11 protein-coding genes are annotated in these 15,696 nt (G+C 55.9%); 2 read left to right on the top strand and 9 right to left on the bottom strand.

Annotated features, from left to right (window positions below):
• Positions 1-71 precede the first annotated feature (71 nt).
• Positions 72-1,517 carry a Gfo/Idh/MocA family protein gene (locus LJD29_RS16725; RefSeq protein WP_446742699.1) on the top strand — a complete coding sequence of 482 codons (1,446 nt, stop codon included), beginning with the start codon at positions 72-74 and terminating at the stop codon, positions 1,515-1,517.
• Between the two features lie 43 nt (positions 1,518-1,560).
• On the opposite strand, the gene LJD29_RS16720 is transcribed toward LJD29_RS16725, so the two are convergent.
• The 6 genes from LJD29_RS16720 to LJD29_RS16695 form a co-directional block, all read right to left on the bottom strand.
• On the bottom strand, positions 1,561-2,259 hold the full coding sequence (locus tag LJD29_RS16720) for a carbohydrate-binding family 9-like protein (RefSeq protein ID WP_446742698.1): 699 nt from the start codon (positions 2,257-2,259) through the stop codon (positions 1,561-1,563).
• An 89-nt stretch (positions 2,260-2,348) separates the two neighbouring features.
• Positions 2,349-3,620, bottom strand: coding sequence for a lactonase family protein (locus LJD29_RS16715; RefSeq protein ID WP_446742697.1), 1,272 nt, complete (start codon positions 3,618-3,620; stop codon positions 2,349-2,351).
• Positions 3,621-3,775: 155 nt separating this feature from the next.
• A complete protein-coding gene (locus tag LJD29_RS16710; RefSeq protein WP_446742696.1) occupies positions 3,776-4,237 on the bottom strand; it encodes a low affinity iron permease family protein in 462 nt (153 codons plus the stop codon).
• A 500-nt stretch (positions 4,238-4,737) separates the two neighbouring features.
• The gene (locus LJD29_RS16705; RefSeq protein WP_446742695.1) at positions 4,738-4,935 is read right to left on the bottom strand and encodes a hypothetical protein; all 198 of its coding nucleotides are present in this window, start codon (positions 4,933-4,935) and stop codon (positions 4,738-4,740) included.
• A gap of 288 nt (positions 4,936-5,223) precedes the next feature.
• On the bottom strand, positions 5,224-6,705 hold the full coding sequence (locus LJD29_RS16700) for a CehA/McbA family metallohydrolase (RefSeq protein ID WP_446742694.1): 1,482 nt from the start codon (positions 6,703-6,705) through the stop codon (positions 5,224-5,226).
• Positions 6,706-6,812: 107 nt separating this feature from the next.
• Positions 6,813-7,682, bottom strand: a complete 870-nt coding sequence (locus LJD29_RS16695) for a beta-1,6-N-acetylglucosaminyltransferase (protein ID WP_446742693.1) — start codon at positions 7,680-7,682, stop codon at positions 6,813-6,815.
• 408 nt (positions 7,683-8,090) lie between these two features.
• Between LJD29_RS16695 and LJD29_RS16690 the strand changes: the two genes are divergently transcribed.
• Positions 8,091-10,874: a glycosyl hydrolase family protein gene (locus tag LJD29_RS16690; RefSeq protein WP_446742692.1), complete on the top strand. Its 2,784-nt coding sequence runs from the start codon at positions 8,091-8,093 to the stop codon at positions 10,872-10,874.
• A 32-nt stretch (positions 10,875-10,906) separates the two neighbouring features.
• Here LJD29_RS16690 and LJD29_RS16685 read toward each other — a convergent pair whose 3' ends face one another.
• Genes LJD29_RS16685 through LJD29_RS16675 form a run of 3 tightly spaced genes read right to left on the bottom strand, consistent with a single transcriptional unit; the run spans position 10,907 to position 15,692 of the window.
• Complete coding sequence (locus LJD29_RS16685) at positions 10,907-12,343, bottom strand: glycosyl hydrolase family protein (protein ID WP_446742691.1); 1,437 nt, start codon at positions 12,341-12,343, stop codon at positions 10,907-10,909.
• Between the two features lie 60 nt (positions 12,344-12,403).
• Positions 12,404-14,425: an acyltransferase family protein gene (locus tag LJD29_RS16680; protein WP_446742690.1), complete on the bottom strand. Its 2,022-nt coding sequence runs from the start codon at positions 14,423-14,425 to the stop codon at positions 12,404-12,406.
• A gap of 58 nt (positions 14,426-14,483) precedes the next feature.
• Entirely contained in the window at positions 14,484-15,692 is a 1,209-nt protein-coding gene (locus LJD29_RS16675) for a glycosyltransferase (protein WP_446742689.1), read from the bottom strand.
• Between the last annotated feature and the right edge of the window lie 4 nt (positions 15,693-15,696).

Genomic DNA, 15,696 nt, shown 5'->3' with positions numbered 1-15,696 from the left:
TAATGTGCGAGCTTGCGCGGGGACGTCGTAGTGCGCACGCTTCAGCAGTTACTTTGACCCGGGAGTCCATAGTGAAGAATCACTTTGCCAATTCAGGCATGGCTGCACTACCTACACGTCGTACTTTTCTAAAGGGAGCGGGAGCCGCGATGCTGGCGCCCGGAAGCGTCTGGGCCCAGACGGAGCAGGCACAGACAAGCCGCGCCTCCGCTTCGAACCGCATCACGGTCGGTGTAATCGGATGGGGCATGATGGGCCCATCCAACACCAAGGCATTCCTGGCGCAGGGAGACTGCCAGGTGGTTGCCGCCTGCGACCTCGACAAGGATCACCTGCAGGAAGCGGTAAATACCGTCAACCAGCACTATGGGAACCAGGACTGCAAGGCATTTCGCGATTATCGGGAACTGCTGGAAAGAAAAGATGTCGATGCGATCATGATCGCGGTGCCCGATCACTGGCACGCATTGATCGCGACGGATGCCGCGGCGAAAAAGAAGGACATCTACGGCGAGAAGCCGCTCGCACGCACTGTGGCGGAGCAGCAGGCTATCGTGAGAGCCGTCCAGAAGAATAAGGTTATCTGGCAGACCGGCTCATGGCAGCGGTCGACTCCGGTGTTTCATAAGGCCGCGGAAATCGTCCGCAACGGTCTTATCGGCAATGTTGTGCGTGTCGAGATCGGACTGCCGGAGGGTCACCATGACTTCCCCGGCACCGTTCCTCCTTTGCTGGAACGGCTGTCTTCGTTGCCCGACAAGATCAGTGACCCAACCCAGATTGTGCCCGGAACGCCCGCATGGAACCTGGCGATCACCCAGCCTCCGCCGAACTTCGACTACGAAATGTGGCTTGGCCCCTCGAAGGCCGAGCCTTACATCGATGCGCGTGTCTACCAGAACTGGCGCTGGAACTACAACACCGGCGGCGGACAGCTGATGGACTGGATCGGTCATCACGGCGACATCGCACACTGGGGGCTGGGATTCGATTCGACCGGACCTTCGGAGATCGATGGGCATGCCGAGTTCCCGCCTGCGAATGCTGTTTGGAACACGGCGAGCAAATATCACATTGAATGCAAATATCGTAAGGAAGTGACGAAGTACCCTTGCGACGTAAACATAACCATTGCAGGCGGCTCGCCTGCAATCGCCATGGGAACAAAATGGATCGGAACAGACGGCTGGGTCTGGGTGGACCGGTCTGGATTCGACGCGTCGAATCCAGCGTGGTTGCAGGGTGACACGCTGCCCGAAGATCTTCGCAAGGTGAAGCTCTACGAGTCATCCGAACACCGGCGCAATTTCCTCGACAGCGTCAAATCGCGCAAGCCTACCATCACACCGGTAGAAACAGCGCATCACTCAACGCTTCCGGGGCATCTCGGACTCATATCGATGCTGGTGGGGCGGAAGATCCAATGGGACGTTGAGAACGAGAAGATCCTGAACGACAACGCCGCAAGCGAGCTGCTCTCGCGGCCTTACCGCGCCCCATGGCAATTTCCCGCATGAAGAAATAACGACGCCCCGAGCCCAAGTAGAAACCTGGCGGTTTCTACTTGGGCTTGCCGGCGAAATGCAGATATCCCCAGCGATCGGGCACATGCATATTGATGACTCCCTGTGGAGACCACACCCAGTTGTCTTCCTTTGGCTTGCCCTTGGTCCACTCCACACGGCTGAAGTTGATCCGCCACACAGTACCTGGCTGCGGGTGCGGCACGGTCTGCCGCGAGGCAAACGCATCCAGCGGATAAGCAATCTCTACCGTCCAGCCACGATCCCTATCGCTGGAGTTGTTCAGCGTCCCCTGTACTGATATTGCAGTCTTGAGGCCTTCGATATCCCAGCTGTTGTCGGGCTTGCCATTTTCGCTGTACGGCTTTGGCAGAAACAGGTCCCAGCCAGTATTGAGCGCGTTGATCTCAAACTCGTAATAACTCTCTGTTGAAGGCAGCGGCTTCACAAAAACTTCGAAGTCGTTGTCGTGGAAGATCACCGAGTCATGCTGCGTCAGAGTCGCCTTGACATCCGGCTCTTCCAGTTCCGCGGCGATATAGAGATAGTGATCATCCCAAAGCATCTTCACCCGTGTCCGGTACTTTGGACGCGGCTGTTTGTCGCCCTCGATATCCACGAAATCGGTTGTCCACTGAGCTTTCTGCCAAGCCGCGTCATCCAGCTTTCCATCGATATGGATCGGCCTCGAGGTGCGATGACAATCGTAGGAAAGCGGGGTAGACGTCTGGGCCAAAATGGGTAACGTGAACACTGTGCCTACAATTCCAGGCAACAACTTGAATAAGAATTTTCCTTTGCGCATAAACAACTCCACGTTCGACTCTAGCGCAAAAAGACGATGCACGCAGGGCTGCCGACAGCGGTGTACCGTCCGGTAAAGCGCAACAGGCCGGTCTGCTTATCGACGTTGAAAGCCGTAATCGCATCGCTCCTCTGATTTGTCGCGTACAGGAATCTCCCATCAGGATGCATGCCGATGTAGCGCGGATAGTCGCCAAGGGTCGACGTTTCGGTGATGTAGGTAAGGCGGCCATCCCCTGCGATCGAAAAGATTGCGATGGTATCGTGAAGCCGGTTCGCTGCGTAGATAAAGCGGCCGTCCTTAGAGATAAGGATTTCAGAGGTGAAGGTTGTCCCCTTGAAGCCCCTTGGCAATGTCGAGAGTGTCTGCTGCGTAACCAGCCTGCCGGTTGACGGATCGAAGTGGAAGAAGACAATTGTCGACGCCTCCTCCTGCAGCGAATACATCCAGTGGCCATTGGGATGGAAGGCAAAATGGCGCGGGCCATCGCCCGATGGCAGCGTTACAAAGGGATTCGCGCTCGATGGCTCGAGCTTGCCATTTACCGGGTCAAAACGCCACACATAGATACGATCCTGCGCGAGATCTGTCTGCAGCACGAAGCGATTGGATGGATCAGGCTGAATCATGTGCGCGTGAGTTTTGTCGTGGCCGCTGATCGCGAAGCTTCCGTCAGGCGCGCGCGCCGCCGCCTTGCTTCCGAGCGATCCCTCATCCTGGTGTACATCCGTCGCGCTGCCCAGTGTGCCGTCTGCGTGAATCGGCAGCACGGCCGCATTGCCCCCGACATAATTCGCGACGAAGAGATACTTGCCGGTAGCATCGAGGCTCAGATGGGCAGGCCCAATTCCTTCGGAGCTGACGGTGTTGAGCAGCTGCAGCTTGCCTGTCGGGCGATCGACAGCAAACGCGCTTACCGATCCGGTACCGCGGCCGAAGTCTGCGACCTCACTGAGTGCGTAAAGAAATCTGCGCGAACGATCGAACTCGATCCAAGATGCGTTACGCAGCTCAGCGGCAAGACCCAGCGGCGTGAGTTCGCCGGTTGCATCGTTTACCTCGAAAAGATAAATGCCCTTGCCATTGCCCGCTCCGCTATCGAGGGAACTGCTGTATGTCCCCACATAGGCCAGCGTTTGTCCGCTACGCGCGCTGTGTGCCTCTACGGCTCCCCATGCTGCAAGCGGCTTCGCCATCGTGATAGTCAGACCGAAAGCAGCAGCACTCTTCAGCAGTTCTCTACGCGCTACGTCATGATGCTTCCTGCCTCCCAGCAATTCATCGTCGGGCATGGTTCCGGTCTCCTTCTGTCGCCAGTTGTAATGTCATTGATGATCTTCGGTGGGATCAGTCTACAGACAGACAGGTTCGAGGAGGTAATGCATGAGCACACTTTTGTTGGAACCAGAAGAGGATGAGTTTGTTCAGCCGGGAGGGTTGGTGCGATTCAAGATTGCGAGATCTTCCCTTCCCGCCGAATGCACTCCGCGCGGATCTGCTCGTATCGGGCCTGCATCTTGTTCAATTCTTCGTCGCTCAGTTTTTCAATATCGAGCATCTGGTCGCCGGCTGCATCAGTGGCATAGATCAGCTCATTCAGCTTAAGATTGATGGCTTTCGCATCGCGGTTCTGGGTGTTCTGGATGAGAAACACCATGAGGAAGGTCACGATGGTTGTGCCGGTGTTGATCACCAGTTGCCAGGTGTCAGAGAAATGAAACAACGGCCCGCTGCAGGCCCAGATGACGATGATCAGTATCGCTCCGAGAAAGGCCCACTTGGAGCCCAGCCAGGAAGAGGCCCTGGCAGCAAAGGCTCCAAACGCATCATGGCGCGAATCCGTTACTGCGAACTGTTTGGATGCCGCGATAGCCCTGGCACGGGAGTTTTTGCTTGTCGTTGCGCTCATGTGGGCATACCTATAGTCGCCTCGGCTGGAAATGAGGCTTGAAATCCTTCGAGGGAGACGGTTCCACGCTCTTTGACCACAACAGGATTCCCGGAAGATCGCATCGAAGATATCAACACAGATGGCATCGCAGCGTCAGGCCGTTGTACGGCGAACATCAGCCATTCAAAAGACGCGATTCAGGCAGGGCTGACGACAAAAGCGCCAGCAGTTTTACGCGGATAAATTCAGGTTAGTTCAGGTATTACCAGATGAGTTCTTCTTAGATTCTTTTTCGATCCAGGCCATACTGCCTGCACAATTTTTGATATGAAGGATTGCGCTGGGCGCAATCAGGCAGAGATCCTTTCACTTCCCAGAGCAGGTTTGCTTCGACCAGCGACTTAGATTGCTCTAAGCGCACTATTTCTTCTTCGATCGCAGCTATCAGGGCAAGGTCAGGGTCGGGGACCTGGGACATGTGCGAAATTATAGCGTGTTTTTAAGAAACCTCACTATCATCAATCCTTAAGCGACTTATCCCTCGCCCATCTTCTTCGCTGGGCTTCAGCAATTCGTTCCCTTCCCTCAACTGATATCGAATGTTGCTTTCTGACTTTTGCAGTGGAATAGCTCGCATCGAGAAGTGACTTTATCTCCTCAAGGCGGGCAATCTCCTCATCTATGGAAGCGATCATTACTACCCTGTCGAATGCCATGCCGCAATTGTATCGTGAGATTGAAACAGCTAATGTCCGCGATACAACCCCAGTACGGCTTTTTATCTAACTCTTGTTTGATGTCACTTAAATTAACGGATGCGGCCCCGTATTGAGCTGATTTATATAGATAGAAGCCTGCGATCTGGGTACTGTTTTCCAGAGCCATGCATGGTTTTTGCATCGTTATATAAAGTGTTGCCGGTCCGCTTTCGAACTAATAAAACCATAAAAAGACCGTCACTGCTCTAAATGAGCCGTGACAGTCTTTAAGAATTCAATGCTGTTTTAGAAGTTCAGATAAACGGGATTGCCAAGCAGATCGAGGGCACCAGTTTGATCCTCGATCTCAGCGACGATCCAGTGCCGCTTGCCATCGCTCTTCCAAACGGATGTGACCGTCTGGTCAGAAGACCCTAGAATCTCCGTGCCGGTTGCGATGGGTATATTGCCATCGAGGAGCAGTCGAACGCGATCCGCTGAACAATGAAGAGCGTGGATGGAGATGCGCAGGTCTTCACCATCCTTCGCGGCGAGAACATCTCCCATCGCGGCCGTGCCATTGCTGTCTGCTGCATGAAGCTCGAGGATACGGTCAGTCGAACCCGTGAGATCGATAAAGACATGACCTGAGCGAATCCCGTCCAGGATCGCAGCAACGGAAAGCTCTGAGGCATAGACAACAGTGGTCGGGCTGCCGACCGATCCTGTCTTCTGCATCGGCCAATCGGAACGGTGATTGTCGCTGCCTCCGATTGCGGTGGGCCGATAGCCTGCTTCCAGCTGCTTCTGCCAGAAATTGAAGCTTGGAAAATAACCTTCCCCATCGCCACCATTGATGACTTCAATCGCCGCGATGAGATGCATATCGACGGGCGGATCCGGCTCCCATCTGCATCCGCGGCAGATCTCGCCACCAGGCGAATCGGCATGATTGATGGAGAGAATACCGCCGAGCGATTGTGCCTGCCTGGCAAGCGCGTTGATGTCCGGCACTGCGCTGTCGCCGACACGATAGTCGAGGTAGCGCGTGCTTCCAAACAGGTTGGTGTGACCTGCCATGGTGGTGACTTCGCGGCCGGGTATAAACAGCAGGCGATCGAAGTACGGCTGCAGCTCGCGAAGCGAGTTCGATTGTGCCGTCGCATTGTGATCCGTGACCGCAATAAAATCCAGTCCACGCTTTGCGGCCGCCTCTGCGGTCGAAAATACGGGGCAAGGCACCATGCGGCCGCTCTGGCTCGCGCAGGTGCCATCGCTGTGGGCGGTATGCATGTGCAGGTCTCCGCGATACCAGCGGTCAGAGGTTTCGAGTGGACGATCGGTAAACGAACTATCGTCCATGCGGCTATCGAAGCGGATGTCGGCTTCGTATGACGACGTCATCCCCTGGCGTATATTCGAAACGCCAAACGTAAGCGTCCACGTGCCGGCTGGAATGGCGCCGGGGAGGAAGGACGGAGTCGCATCACTCTCGGAGATGGTGAAGTGATTCTTGTTGCTGCCGCTGGTGCCGCGAAAACGGATGGGGTCCGATATCTCTGTGTTCAGAACCGTCTGCTTTTCACGATCCGTATAGTGAATATCGACCGTGAGACGGTGTACACCGGCAGGGACAGTAAAGGGCAGCATGATGAACTTATGATTCTGGTCGCCGCTCACCGTGCCCTTTAGAACTACCTGAGGCTGATCGGGCGTAGCGGGTGCTGCGAATGCACCTGCAAAAGAATGCAGAAGCGCGAGAGCAATGAGAAATTTGAAGCGGGACAAGTACAGCATCTCCTTATGAATTCTTCGTGAGGATCAACCCCAAGTAAGTAAAAAGCTAAACGCCAATCATAAGAAGAAGATAAACGGACCGCAATCAGGCTTGACGGCTAACGCGCAGCCGCCAACGGCATCCGTTGCTCGTGCCGTAACTGGTCGATATATTCGCGCAGGCGCCCGGAGGAATCGGAGAATTTTCTGGCGAAGAAAAACTGCTCTCGATCCTGATCGCTCATCGATTGCAGAAACTCCATCGTAAGGGGACCGGGCCCCGGACTGACGGACCAATCCTGATAGATCCACGCGTTCCTTGCGCGCGAACTGAAGCGGGAATTTCCGACGACAGTGTGGAACATGGACTCTTCCGCACAGAAGGAATTGCTGTAGAAGTTCGTTATCTCCGGGTGATTGCGAAGATAGTCAAGAACATAGGAGAGGCAATCATTCGACAGGGCCCACCAGGTTGTTCCGTGATAGATGTTTTCGAAGGGGGCTTTCCTTGTGTGTACAGACTTGAGAACGCGCTCCATTGCGAGATAACGGACTGATCTGAAGTTCTTGTTCCGCCGGTCGAAATTATCGAAATAGTAGTGCAGGACTCTCTCCTTCGGCTTGTCCGGAAAGAATCCTTTTCTGAGCGTGATGACCTCAATTCCCTTCTGCAGTTCATGAATGATCTCTTCATTCGATCGCAGGGGATAATCCGATCCGCTGAGCAGGACATGCCAGTCGGCTCCCTCTTTCACCGATTCCTGCGCAAGGTTGAGGATCGCCTGCTGGTGACTCCAGCCCGCCCACCAGACTGGAATGGACTCAGTGAATCGCACGTCACGAGAGAAGCTCGAGGGGTCGGGCGGACTCATCTTCTTATCCCAGTGCACAAGGAATCGAATCTCTGCATGATTCGTTCGCAACGCGCTCATCAGTCTGCGTAGATGCAGCTGGTTGGCAAACGCAGTAATCAGGTAGTTGATCCGCATAGGACTTAGGCTCCTTACCTTGAAATCTGTTTGTAGATTGGCGCTGGGCGATTCCGTATCGGCTGCTGATCCAGGTTTCCAAGACTCCGGTAACTGCATAAGATTCGGAGCTGAAGAGAAGATATGCGCCGCCTATCTTCTTTTCCATAAGTCCTGTACAAGTGCATGCCTCAACACTATCGGTGTTCGCGACGCCAGGCGCCGGATCCCACAAAAAACACGTTGGTAACATACGGTAACCAAAAATTAGCCATACATAAGACCCAATATGGTTACCCTAGGGATGCAGCAACCTAATTTTCCTCACCATAAGTCGAGCTGCGATACAGCCAGAATCGCGTGATCGAGGGTGAGAAGGCCCAGCAATAGCGTCCTCATCCTGACCTAGACATATGTTACGGAGGTAACATGCGCCTTTTTGTCCGTCTGCTTCCTATAACCGCTGCATTCGCTCTCTTATTTCCTACATGCAGTTACGCGCTTCCTACGAACGTAGCCATTCCTGGTTCCGACTTCATCGCAGCGGCTGCGCAGACTGTTGCGGCTCCATCACTTAGCTTCTCGGCCAGTGGCCCTTCGGCTGTCGAGGGAACGCCTGGAAGCAGCGTGTTTTCGTTTACGACCGGTGGCTCATTCCAGGGAAACGTGGCGTTGTCGATCTCCGGTCTCCCTGTTGGTGTTACTGCTGGCTGGAACTCCAGCCTGGTCACAATCAGTGGCGGTAAGGGAACGGCAACCCTCACCGTAACGCCGAGTGTCTCCGTGGCGGCGGGCGTATACCCCTTCACCGTGACTGCTTCCGGCAGCGGGCTGACAGTGTCGCACAGCTTCAACCTTACGGTGAAAGCAACAGCCGGCATTCAGGTCCCGGTTTCGCCAAGCGTGACCATGCAGTCGACGGGTAGTGCGTCATCCTCATTTACAGCTCAGCTGCTGCCTGGCATAACGGTAGCTCCGGGTGCCCCAGGCTGCGTCGCAACGCTGGCCTCTACGCTTCCTACAGGAGTTACAGCAACCGCAGGCACCCCGACACTTAGCTCAAGCGGGACGGTTTCGTTTCCCTTCACCCTGACTGGAAGCCCGCAGGCGATTGCGTGGTCGGGAAGGTTCCTGGTCAAGTTCCAGGTCACGGATGCGAAAACCGGCAAGGTGTTCAGCGTGAGCCAGTACGGCACGCTTACGATCACGTATGTCAAGCCCACGCTGACAATGACCCCGTCCACCACGCAGATCTATGTTACCCAGGGCTCAACGGCAGCGGATAACTTTTCATTTACCGGCGGAGGATCCTTCTACGGCGCAGTGAAGTTAACGGCAACGGGACTGGCATCTGGACTGACCGGCGCGTGGAATCAAAATCCCCTGACACTGAGCAATGATGCGGGGGTGGCAACGCTTTCGCTGACGGCGAGTTCAACGGCCACTCCGGGCACCTACAGCTTCAGTGTGGCGGCCGCCGGAGACAGCCTGAACATCGTGAGCTATCTTCGCGTTACTGTCCTGCCGACAATCGGAGTCCAGCTGCAGGTATCTCAATCACTGGTCAATATCAGCCCCTCCGTTGCGAGCAACGTGTCGGTGACCGCTACGACGCTCAATCCCGTCAGTGTCTCTTCAACGGGGTCCGGCGTACAGGCGAGCATCCAATCGGCGCTTCCAGCGGGCGTGATCGCGAAATTTGGAACCCCGGTCATCACCAACTCGGGTAAGCTCGTGACCTGGCCTTTAACGCTGACTTTGGCGGCCGGAGCTCTAAGCGGAATTTATCCAGTGACTGCTGTGGCTGTTGTTACAGATCAGGCGAGCGGATTCACATTCTCTTCTTCCCAGTCGTTCTCCATTCAGGTCGCGCAGCTGGCCAGCGTCAGCGTCGGCACAACTCCGGGCCCGCAGATCCAGCCTGACTTTATGGGGCTATCGCACGAGTGGGGCAACCTGTACCGCTTGATGGGTTCGCAGGCAGTGGGCGTGAACCAGATCTATCGCCAGATGCTGCAGAACCTCACGATCAATGGATCTTCGGTAAATGTCCGCATGGGAGGCAACAGCACTGATGTCTCGACCATGCCGACGGCGGATACGGACGAGCCGCTCGCAGAGCTTGCTGCCGCACTCCACAACAAACTCATTCTCGGCATTAACCTGGGCTCGGATGAGCCATCCCTTGCGCTGGCACAGGCCGAGAACGACGCAGCGGTCATGCCGCCGGGATCAATCGAAGCTCTGGAGATCGGCAATGAACCGGATGAGTATTTTGCGAATGGCATGAGAGCCAGCACTTACACCTTCAGCGACTACCTCACCGACTACAACCAATGGAGCAGCGCGATTTCGCCGGTGCTTCCGCCTGGAACAGGATTTGCCGCGCCAGCCTGGGCATCGACCGTAAGCCTTACGAATCTCCCGGCGTTTCTGGCCAGCGCCGGCCCATCGCTTTCCGTCGTCGCTCAGCATTACTACGGTGGCAGCCCGACATCCAACCCTGCACCGGACGTTCTGTTGACTCCAGCCTTTGCGACCAACGGACCGAAGTCAATGGCGGCTGCCGTGGCATCGAGTCATGCGGCCGGCAAGAAGTTCCGCGTGGATGAGATCGGCAGCTTCTTCGGAGCCGGCATCCCCGGCATAAGCAACGCATTCGAGTCGGCGCTCTGGGCAATGGATACGATGTTCGAATACGCCAATGTCGGTGTGGATGGCGTGAACTGGGAGACAAGCAGCGGCAATTACGATTCTGCGTTCATGTTCAACGGGACGATGGTTGGCAACGTGACAACGTACACCATTGTAGGAATTTATCCGCTGTACTATGGCATGCTCCTGTTCCAGGAGGCGACCAGCGGCAACTCAAGCCTGCTTCCAACCACCGTCACCACGGCCGCAAACCTGAAGTGCTGGGCCACGGTAAACGCCAGCGGCGTGAACAGCCTGGTCATCATCAACAAGGACGAGTCGCAGAGCGGCCCGGTGGTCGTATCGATGCCTGGCTACAACTCCGCCAGAATTACGCGGCTCCTGGCGACGTCGTACCAGTCCACGAGTGGTGTAACCATCGGCGGTCAGACGTTCGACACGACAACGGATGGAACGCCGCAGGGCGCGCAGACCCAGGAGACGATCCAGGGAAGCAATGGACAGTTTCTCATCCCTGTATCCCCAACCAGCGCGGTTCTGGCTGTCTTCTCGAAGTAGTCGTAGCTCTGAAGACCGGGCCCTAACCAATATCACCGGGAGAAGGTGACGAGCGCTGCGCTCGTCACCCCGGTGGTCAAATCGAACTCCCCGTCATGGCCAACCAGAGTTTCAGACTGCCTGGGTCCAACCAGCTTTCCGTCTTCGCTGCCGTCCAGCGTCTGCCCCGCAAACAACACACCATTCATTGCATCGAACGATGGCGCTACGAGGCGTGTCACCGTGGCCTGTTTGTATCCTGCCAGGTGAATGTGAATGTGCCCTCGTGCCGACTCATCTTTATTGATGATCGCTACGCGGACCGTATGCGAATTGTCAGACGTAGCCCACACCTTCACATTGGCAGAGGTCTTCACTTCCACCGGCATAAGCCTTGAGCCCTTCGGACTGGATGCCTGGAAGAACAGTAATCCGTAGTAGTAAGGCCTTGCGCTCTGCAGAGTGTAGGTATACGGAGGCTGTGCCGGGGTTCGTTCGGTGATGAATGGTGAGCAGAACCCGACTCCATCGGCTTCCCAGTCAATACCGTCGGCTCCGGCTTTCCAATACTCAAACATGCTGTCGATCGACCATAGAGCGGCGGAGAAAGCATCGCTCAACCCGTGAGCGCCAGCTCCGAAGAAAGAACCGAATTCGTTGACCCGAAACAAAACGCCGTGATCGTGAGCGGCCTGGATTGCATGTTGGAATTGCGTCGGCCCATTGGTTGCCGCACCTGGTTTGAGCAGGTAGTCCGGCGGCGGATGAGAGTAAGGATTCCCCGCGTAGTAATGAACGCTGAAAATACTGAGGGCCGATGCTTCCTTCGGAAGAAACTGATCAACAAGCACTGGAGTTGTCGTTGACCACGAAGGCCCGACTAATTTGACCCCGGCTGGCAGCATGGGCAGGATCGCCGTCTTCCATTGGTCGAATTCGGAGACGTAATCGCTTGCCTGATAGACCGCGGCACGCATCTTCCTCTTTGGATAGGCGTCAGCCTCATTGCCGATCTCGAAGGCCTTGATGGAACCAGGAGGCATCTGGCTCAGGTAGAACTGAATCTGCTTCTTGGCCAGTTCCAGATCGTTCGACCCGAAGTTGAGATCGAGGGTGATAGGCGAGTGCGTTGCCAGCCAGAACTCTTCCAGCGGTTTCACGCGATCGCCGCCAGGTACGCCGGTCGTATCCGCGCTGTTGCCGCCGATACGAATGAAAATCGGATCGTTGCCGTAGGCGGTCAGGTTGGCAATGAGTTGCCTGTAAACCGTATTCACTCCGATGCCCGAATAACCCATGATGCTGCGCACCGTCGGCCATTCATGGGATAGCCCGAGAAAGTTTGCTGGCAATGCTGGTCCAGGACTGACCGATACCTTCACATCGGCTACGACAGAGTCTTTGCCTCCATCGTTCTGAGCCGATGCGACACCGCTGGCCAGCAGGATTGCAACAGCCACCGCAACTTTCCCCATGATGAATCTCTGCACTTGACCTCCCCATCTGTCCTTGACGCTTTCCCAAGACAGAGCTAAACCCGTTGGTCTCCGTTACGGAAGCTCACCGAGTCCCATGACTCGGCGAACTGCATACACCGAACCGCTCTCGGTGAAGTGGTTTGAATCACCCATGATCGGAGTCTGATGCGAAGCATCAACATACTCCACGCAATGCTCCTTGCCGCATAACGCTTTATAAAGCGAGATATAGTGCACGTTCAGCTTTGTTGCGAGTGCCTGCAGTTTCGCGTCCATGATTTCAGGTTCGGAAATTCGATGTTCGGCAGGATAGCTGGGATCTTTCCAAGCGATCGAGTAGGCGAGCAGGCGCGACAACGGCGCGTCATACTCGGGAACGGGTCCGAACAGCACGACAGGAATGTGATTCTGCTTCGCCCAGAGGATGGTTTCCGTCAGTCCAGGAATGTCCTGCGATTCCCACCTGTTGTGCAGATAAATTCCGTCAACCGGATGCTGCGGAATGAAGGTCTGGAAGATGTAGCTGGTCATAGTGCGGCAATCGGCGGTGCCCTGCGGACTCACGAAAGGCCTGCATGCGGCGACGCTGGCCTGCATGACGTTTGCCGATACCAGCCCCTGGGAAAGCCCAGGCCACAATGCCGCAGAGTGACTGTCGCCAACCAGCAGGTAATTCTTCTTTTCCGGATCCAGGTGGAGGCACTTCTGGTAGTCGTAATCTTTCATGCTGTATTCGGGAGTGATGAAGCAACTCCCGCGACGAAAGGGCTCCTGCGGAGAATGATAGGAAGCGATGCGCTCCGCTGCAGCCGGCATGCGTCCCGGAAACCCTCCTGTGTAGATGGCGGACGCCGAGAACGCGACACAGAGGATCACCACGGCCGCGGCAAAGGCGAAGAGCCGCTTCCCAGACCAGCGCAACCGTCCGACGCGGAATGGCTGCTCAATGAACTTCCACGAAAGTACGGCAGCGAGCAGCGACAACGAGACCTCAATAATGTCATCGAAGTGCCTGGGCTCGATTCGACTTACCAGCTTAGGAGGCATGGCAGTCATTGGAAGGAGAATGCCGGATTTGTGCAGAAGGATGATGGGCCAGTGCCACAGATAAAGCGAATAGGAGATGAGTCCGATGAAAACCAGCGGCCTCCAGGACAGGCATCTCGAAACGAGCGAATCGCCGTCCTGCCCGGCCTGGATGACCAGCACCGAGCCGATACATGGAAGGAGAGCGCTCCAGCCTGGGAATGGAGTTGTGGGACGGTAAACCAGGCAGGCAGTAAGAATGCAAGCGAGTCCTGTGAACGAAGCCAGGTTGCGCTGCCAGGCTGCACGCAGTCTGGGAAAGTTGCCTGTCGCAAGCAGCGTGCCAAGCAGAAGTTCCCACGCCCGCGTGTATGGCATGTAGAAGGCCGTAACAGGGTTTAAAGAGACGAACACAACGCTGGAAGCAAAGGACAACACCGAGAGAGCGATTATTGTCGCCCGCATGCGACCCGGAAACACCTTATCTATGAGCAGCAGGAGTAGTGGGAAGCAGAGATAAAACTGCTCTTCCACGGCGAGCGACCAGGTATGCAGGAGCGGATAGGAATTCGGAGAATCGAAATAGCCGGAGTGCTGCCAGAAGAAGAAATTCGAGACAGAGGTGGCGGCTGCAAGCAGAGACTTCGCATACTCCACCATCTCCACACGAAAGAAGGTGAAGAGCGTGCATGCGGAGAACAGCATCAGCATTGCAAAGAGAGCCGGGAAGATGCGGCGGATGCGGCGCTCATAAAACGCGGCTATGGAGAAGCGCCCGCTCGACAGATCGGAAACGATGATTGCGCTGATGAGATACCCGGAGATAACAAAAAAGACGTCCACTCCGACGAATCCGCCAAGACACCCTGACAGCCCCATGTGAAAGGCCATGACGCTCAGTACGGCAACTGCCCTGAGGCCATCGATATCCTTTCGGTAGGCTGGCCTGCCGGGGCGAGATGGAACGCCGGGAGGAAGTGTCTCCCTGCTCGTCTTTTGTGCCGCGACTGCGACGCTTATCTGCTCGACTTCCTGAGCAATGGCCATGGTATGAGAACTCGCTTTCAAGAAATTGCTCCGCAATGAGTTTCAGCCCGAACTACCACCTGGGAAAGAAGAGCTTCCATCAGCCGGTGCGCAGCGCCCCCCGCCTGCTAAGGTCAGACCGATGCGCATGGATCACTTCGTCATAAATCTGTTCCAACAATGCAGCCTGTTTTACAGCATCGAATCTTGCTTCCAGAGACACCAAGCTCTGCCGGACACAATGTTTGCGCAGATCCTCATTCTGGATCGCTTCAATCAGAGCTTCTGCCAGGGCATCCGAAGATTTTTCAGGAACGAGCAGTCCAGTAGATCGATCGACGACCGCTTCGGGGATACCGCTATGGTTTGTTGCCACCACCATGGCCCCGACCCTCATCGCCTCCAGCACGACTGTGGGCAGGCCTTCAGAATCTCCGTTGCTGGCGGTGACGCTCGGCACGCATGCAATGCTGGCACGCTCCTGGTATCTACGTACAATGTGTTTGGGTTGGCTGCCCAGAAAGTCGCAAGGGACTCGCAGTTCGTTCGCTTCCTTCTTCAACTCGGCCAGAAGCGGGCCATCGCCAATCAGTATCAATCGCGCTTCGGGACACTTCTCTGCGACAGCTCGCATGGCACGCAGCAGGTAGCTGCAACCTTTTTTTTCTACGAGCCGGCCTACGAACAGGATCATGCCTGGTTCTTTGTAGGTTGGTGGAGAAGGCACAAGAGAAATACCGTTGTAGAGAACACGTAGTTTGTCTTCGGGGAAACCCACCTCCAGAGCCTTCTGCCGGATGGCGTCCGAAACGCAGATAAAGGCGGAAGCGTCTTTCCACAGCTGGCCCAGAAACGCTCGATAGTCACGCGCCACGGTTACGTCATATCCGTGAAGGGTGACGATCAACGGCACCCCCAGCCGCCGCGCCAGCCGCAGGGCATTTTGCCCGCTGGCTGCAAAATGCGCATGAATGAGAGAAGGGCCGGATGCGGCGATCTCGCGATAGAAGCGCGGCGCAAAGCCGGTCTTGTAATAGAAGCCGATGCGAAGCGTCTTGAACGATGGGTGTGCCGGCGGGATTGCCAGAACTGCATCTTCCAGATTTGGCAGGGAGGGGCTGGAGCGGACGACACCGACATAGCGTGCGCGATATCGCTGCAGGCCCGCAGCCTGTGTCTGAATGAAAGTCTCGGAGGTCGGTAGCAGTTCATCCCTGTAAATGAGGACGGTCTTCGCGGCCTCTGAGCGAGCGGCGTTGCCGGGGCGCGTCGAGACAAGCGGATCGGAAGTTTGTCGCTGGGCACTCATGGAG

The organism is Silvibacterium acidisoli (genome assembly GCA_022870745.1).
In the GTDB taxonomy this organism is placed as follows: domain Bacteria; phylum Acidobacteriota; class Terriglobia; order Terriglobales; family Acidobacteriaceae; genus Silvibacterium.
The sequence above is the reverse complement of the archived record's forward strand: the minus strand, read 5'-3'. Positions and strand labels throughout refer to the sequence as shown.

What these genes read in the sequence shown, in the direction of transcription:
- LJD29_RS16705 (WP_446742695.1), bottom strand. Translation starts at nt 4,935, where the DNA reads ATGGCATTCGACAGGGTAGTAATGATCGCTTCCATAGATGAGGAGATT.
- LJD29_RS16675 (WP_446742689.1), bottom strand. Translation starts at nt 15,692, where the DNA reads ATGAGTGCCCAGCGACAAACTTCCGATCCGCTTGTCTCGACGCGCCCC.
- LJD29_RS16715 (WP_446742697.1), bottom strand. Translation starts at nt 3,620, where the DNA reads ATGCCCGACGATGAATTGCTGGGAGGCAGGAAGCATCATGACGTAGCG.
- LJD29_RS16695 (WP_446742693.1), bottom strand. Translation starts at nt 7,682, where the DNA reads ATGCGGATCAACTACCTGATTACTGCGTTTGCCAACCAGCTGCATCTA.
- LJD29_RS16710 (WP_446742696.1), bottom strand. Translation starts at nt 4,237, where the DNA reads ATGAGCGCAACGACAAGCAAAAACTCCCGTGCCAGGGCTATCGCGGCA.
- LJD29_RS16690 (WP_446742692.1), top strand. Translation starts at nt 8,091, where the DNA reads ATGCGCCTTTTTGTCCGTCTGCTTCCTATAACCGCTGCATTCGCTCTC.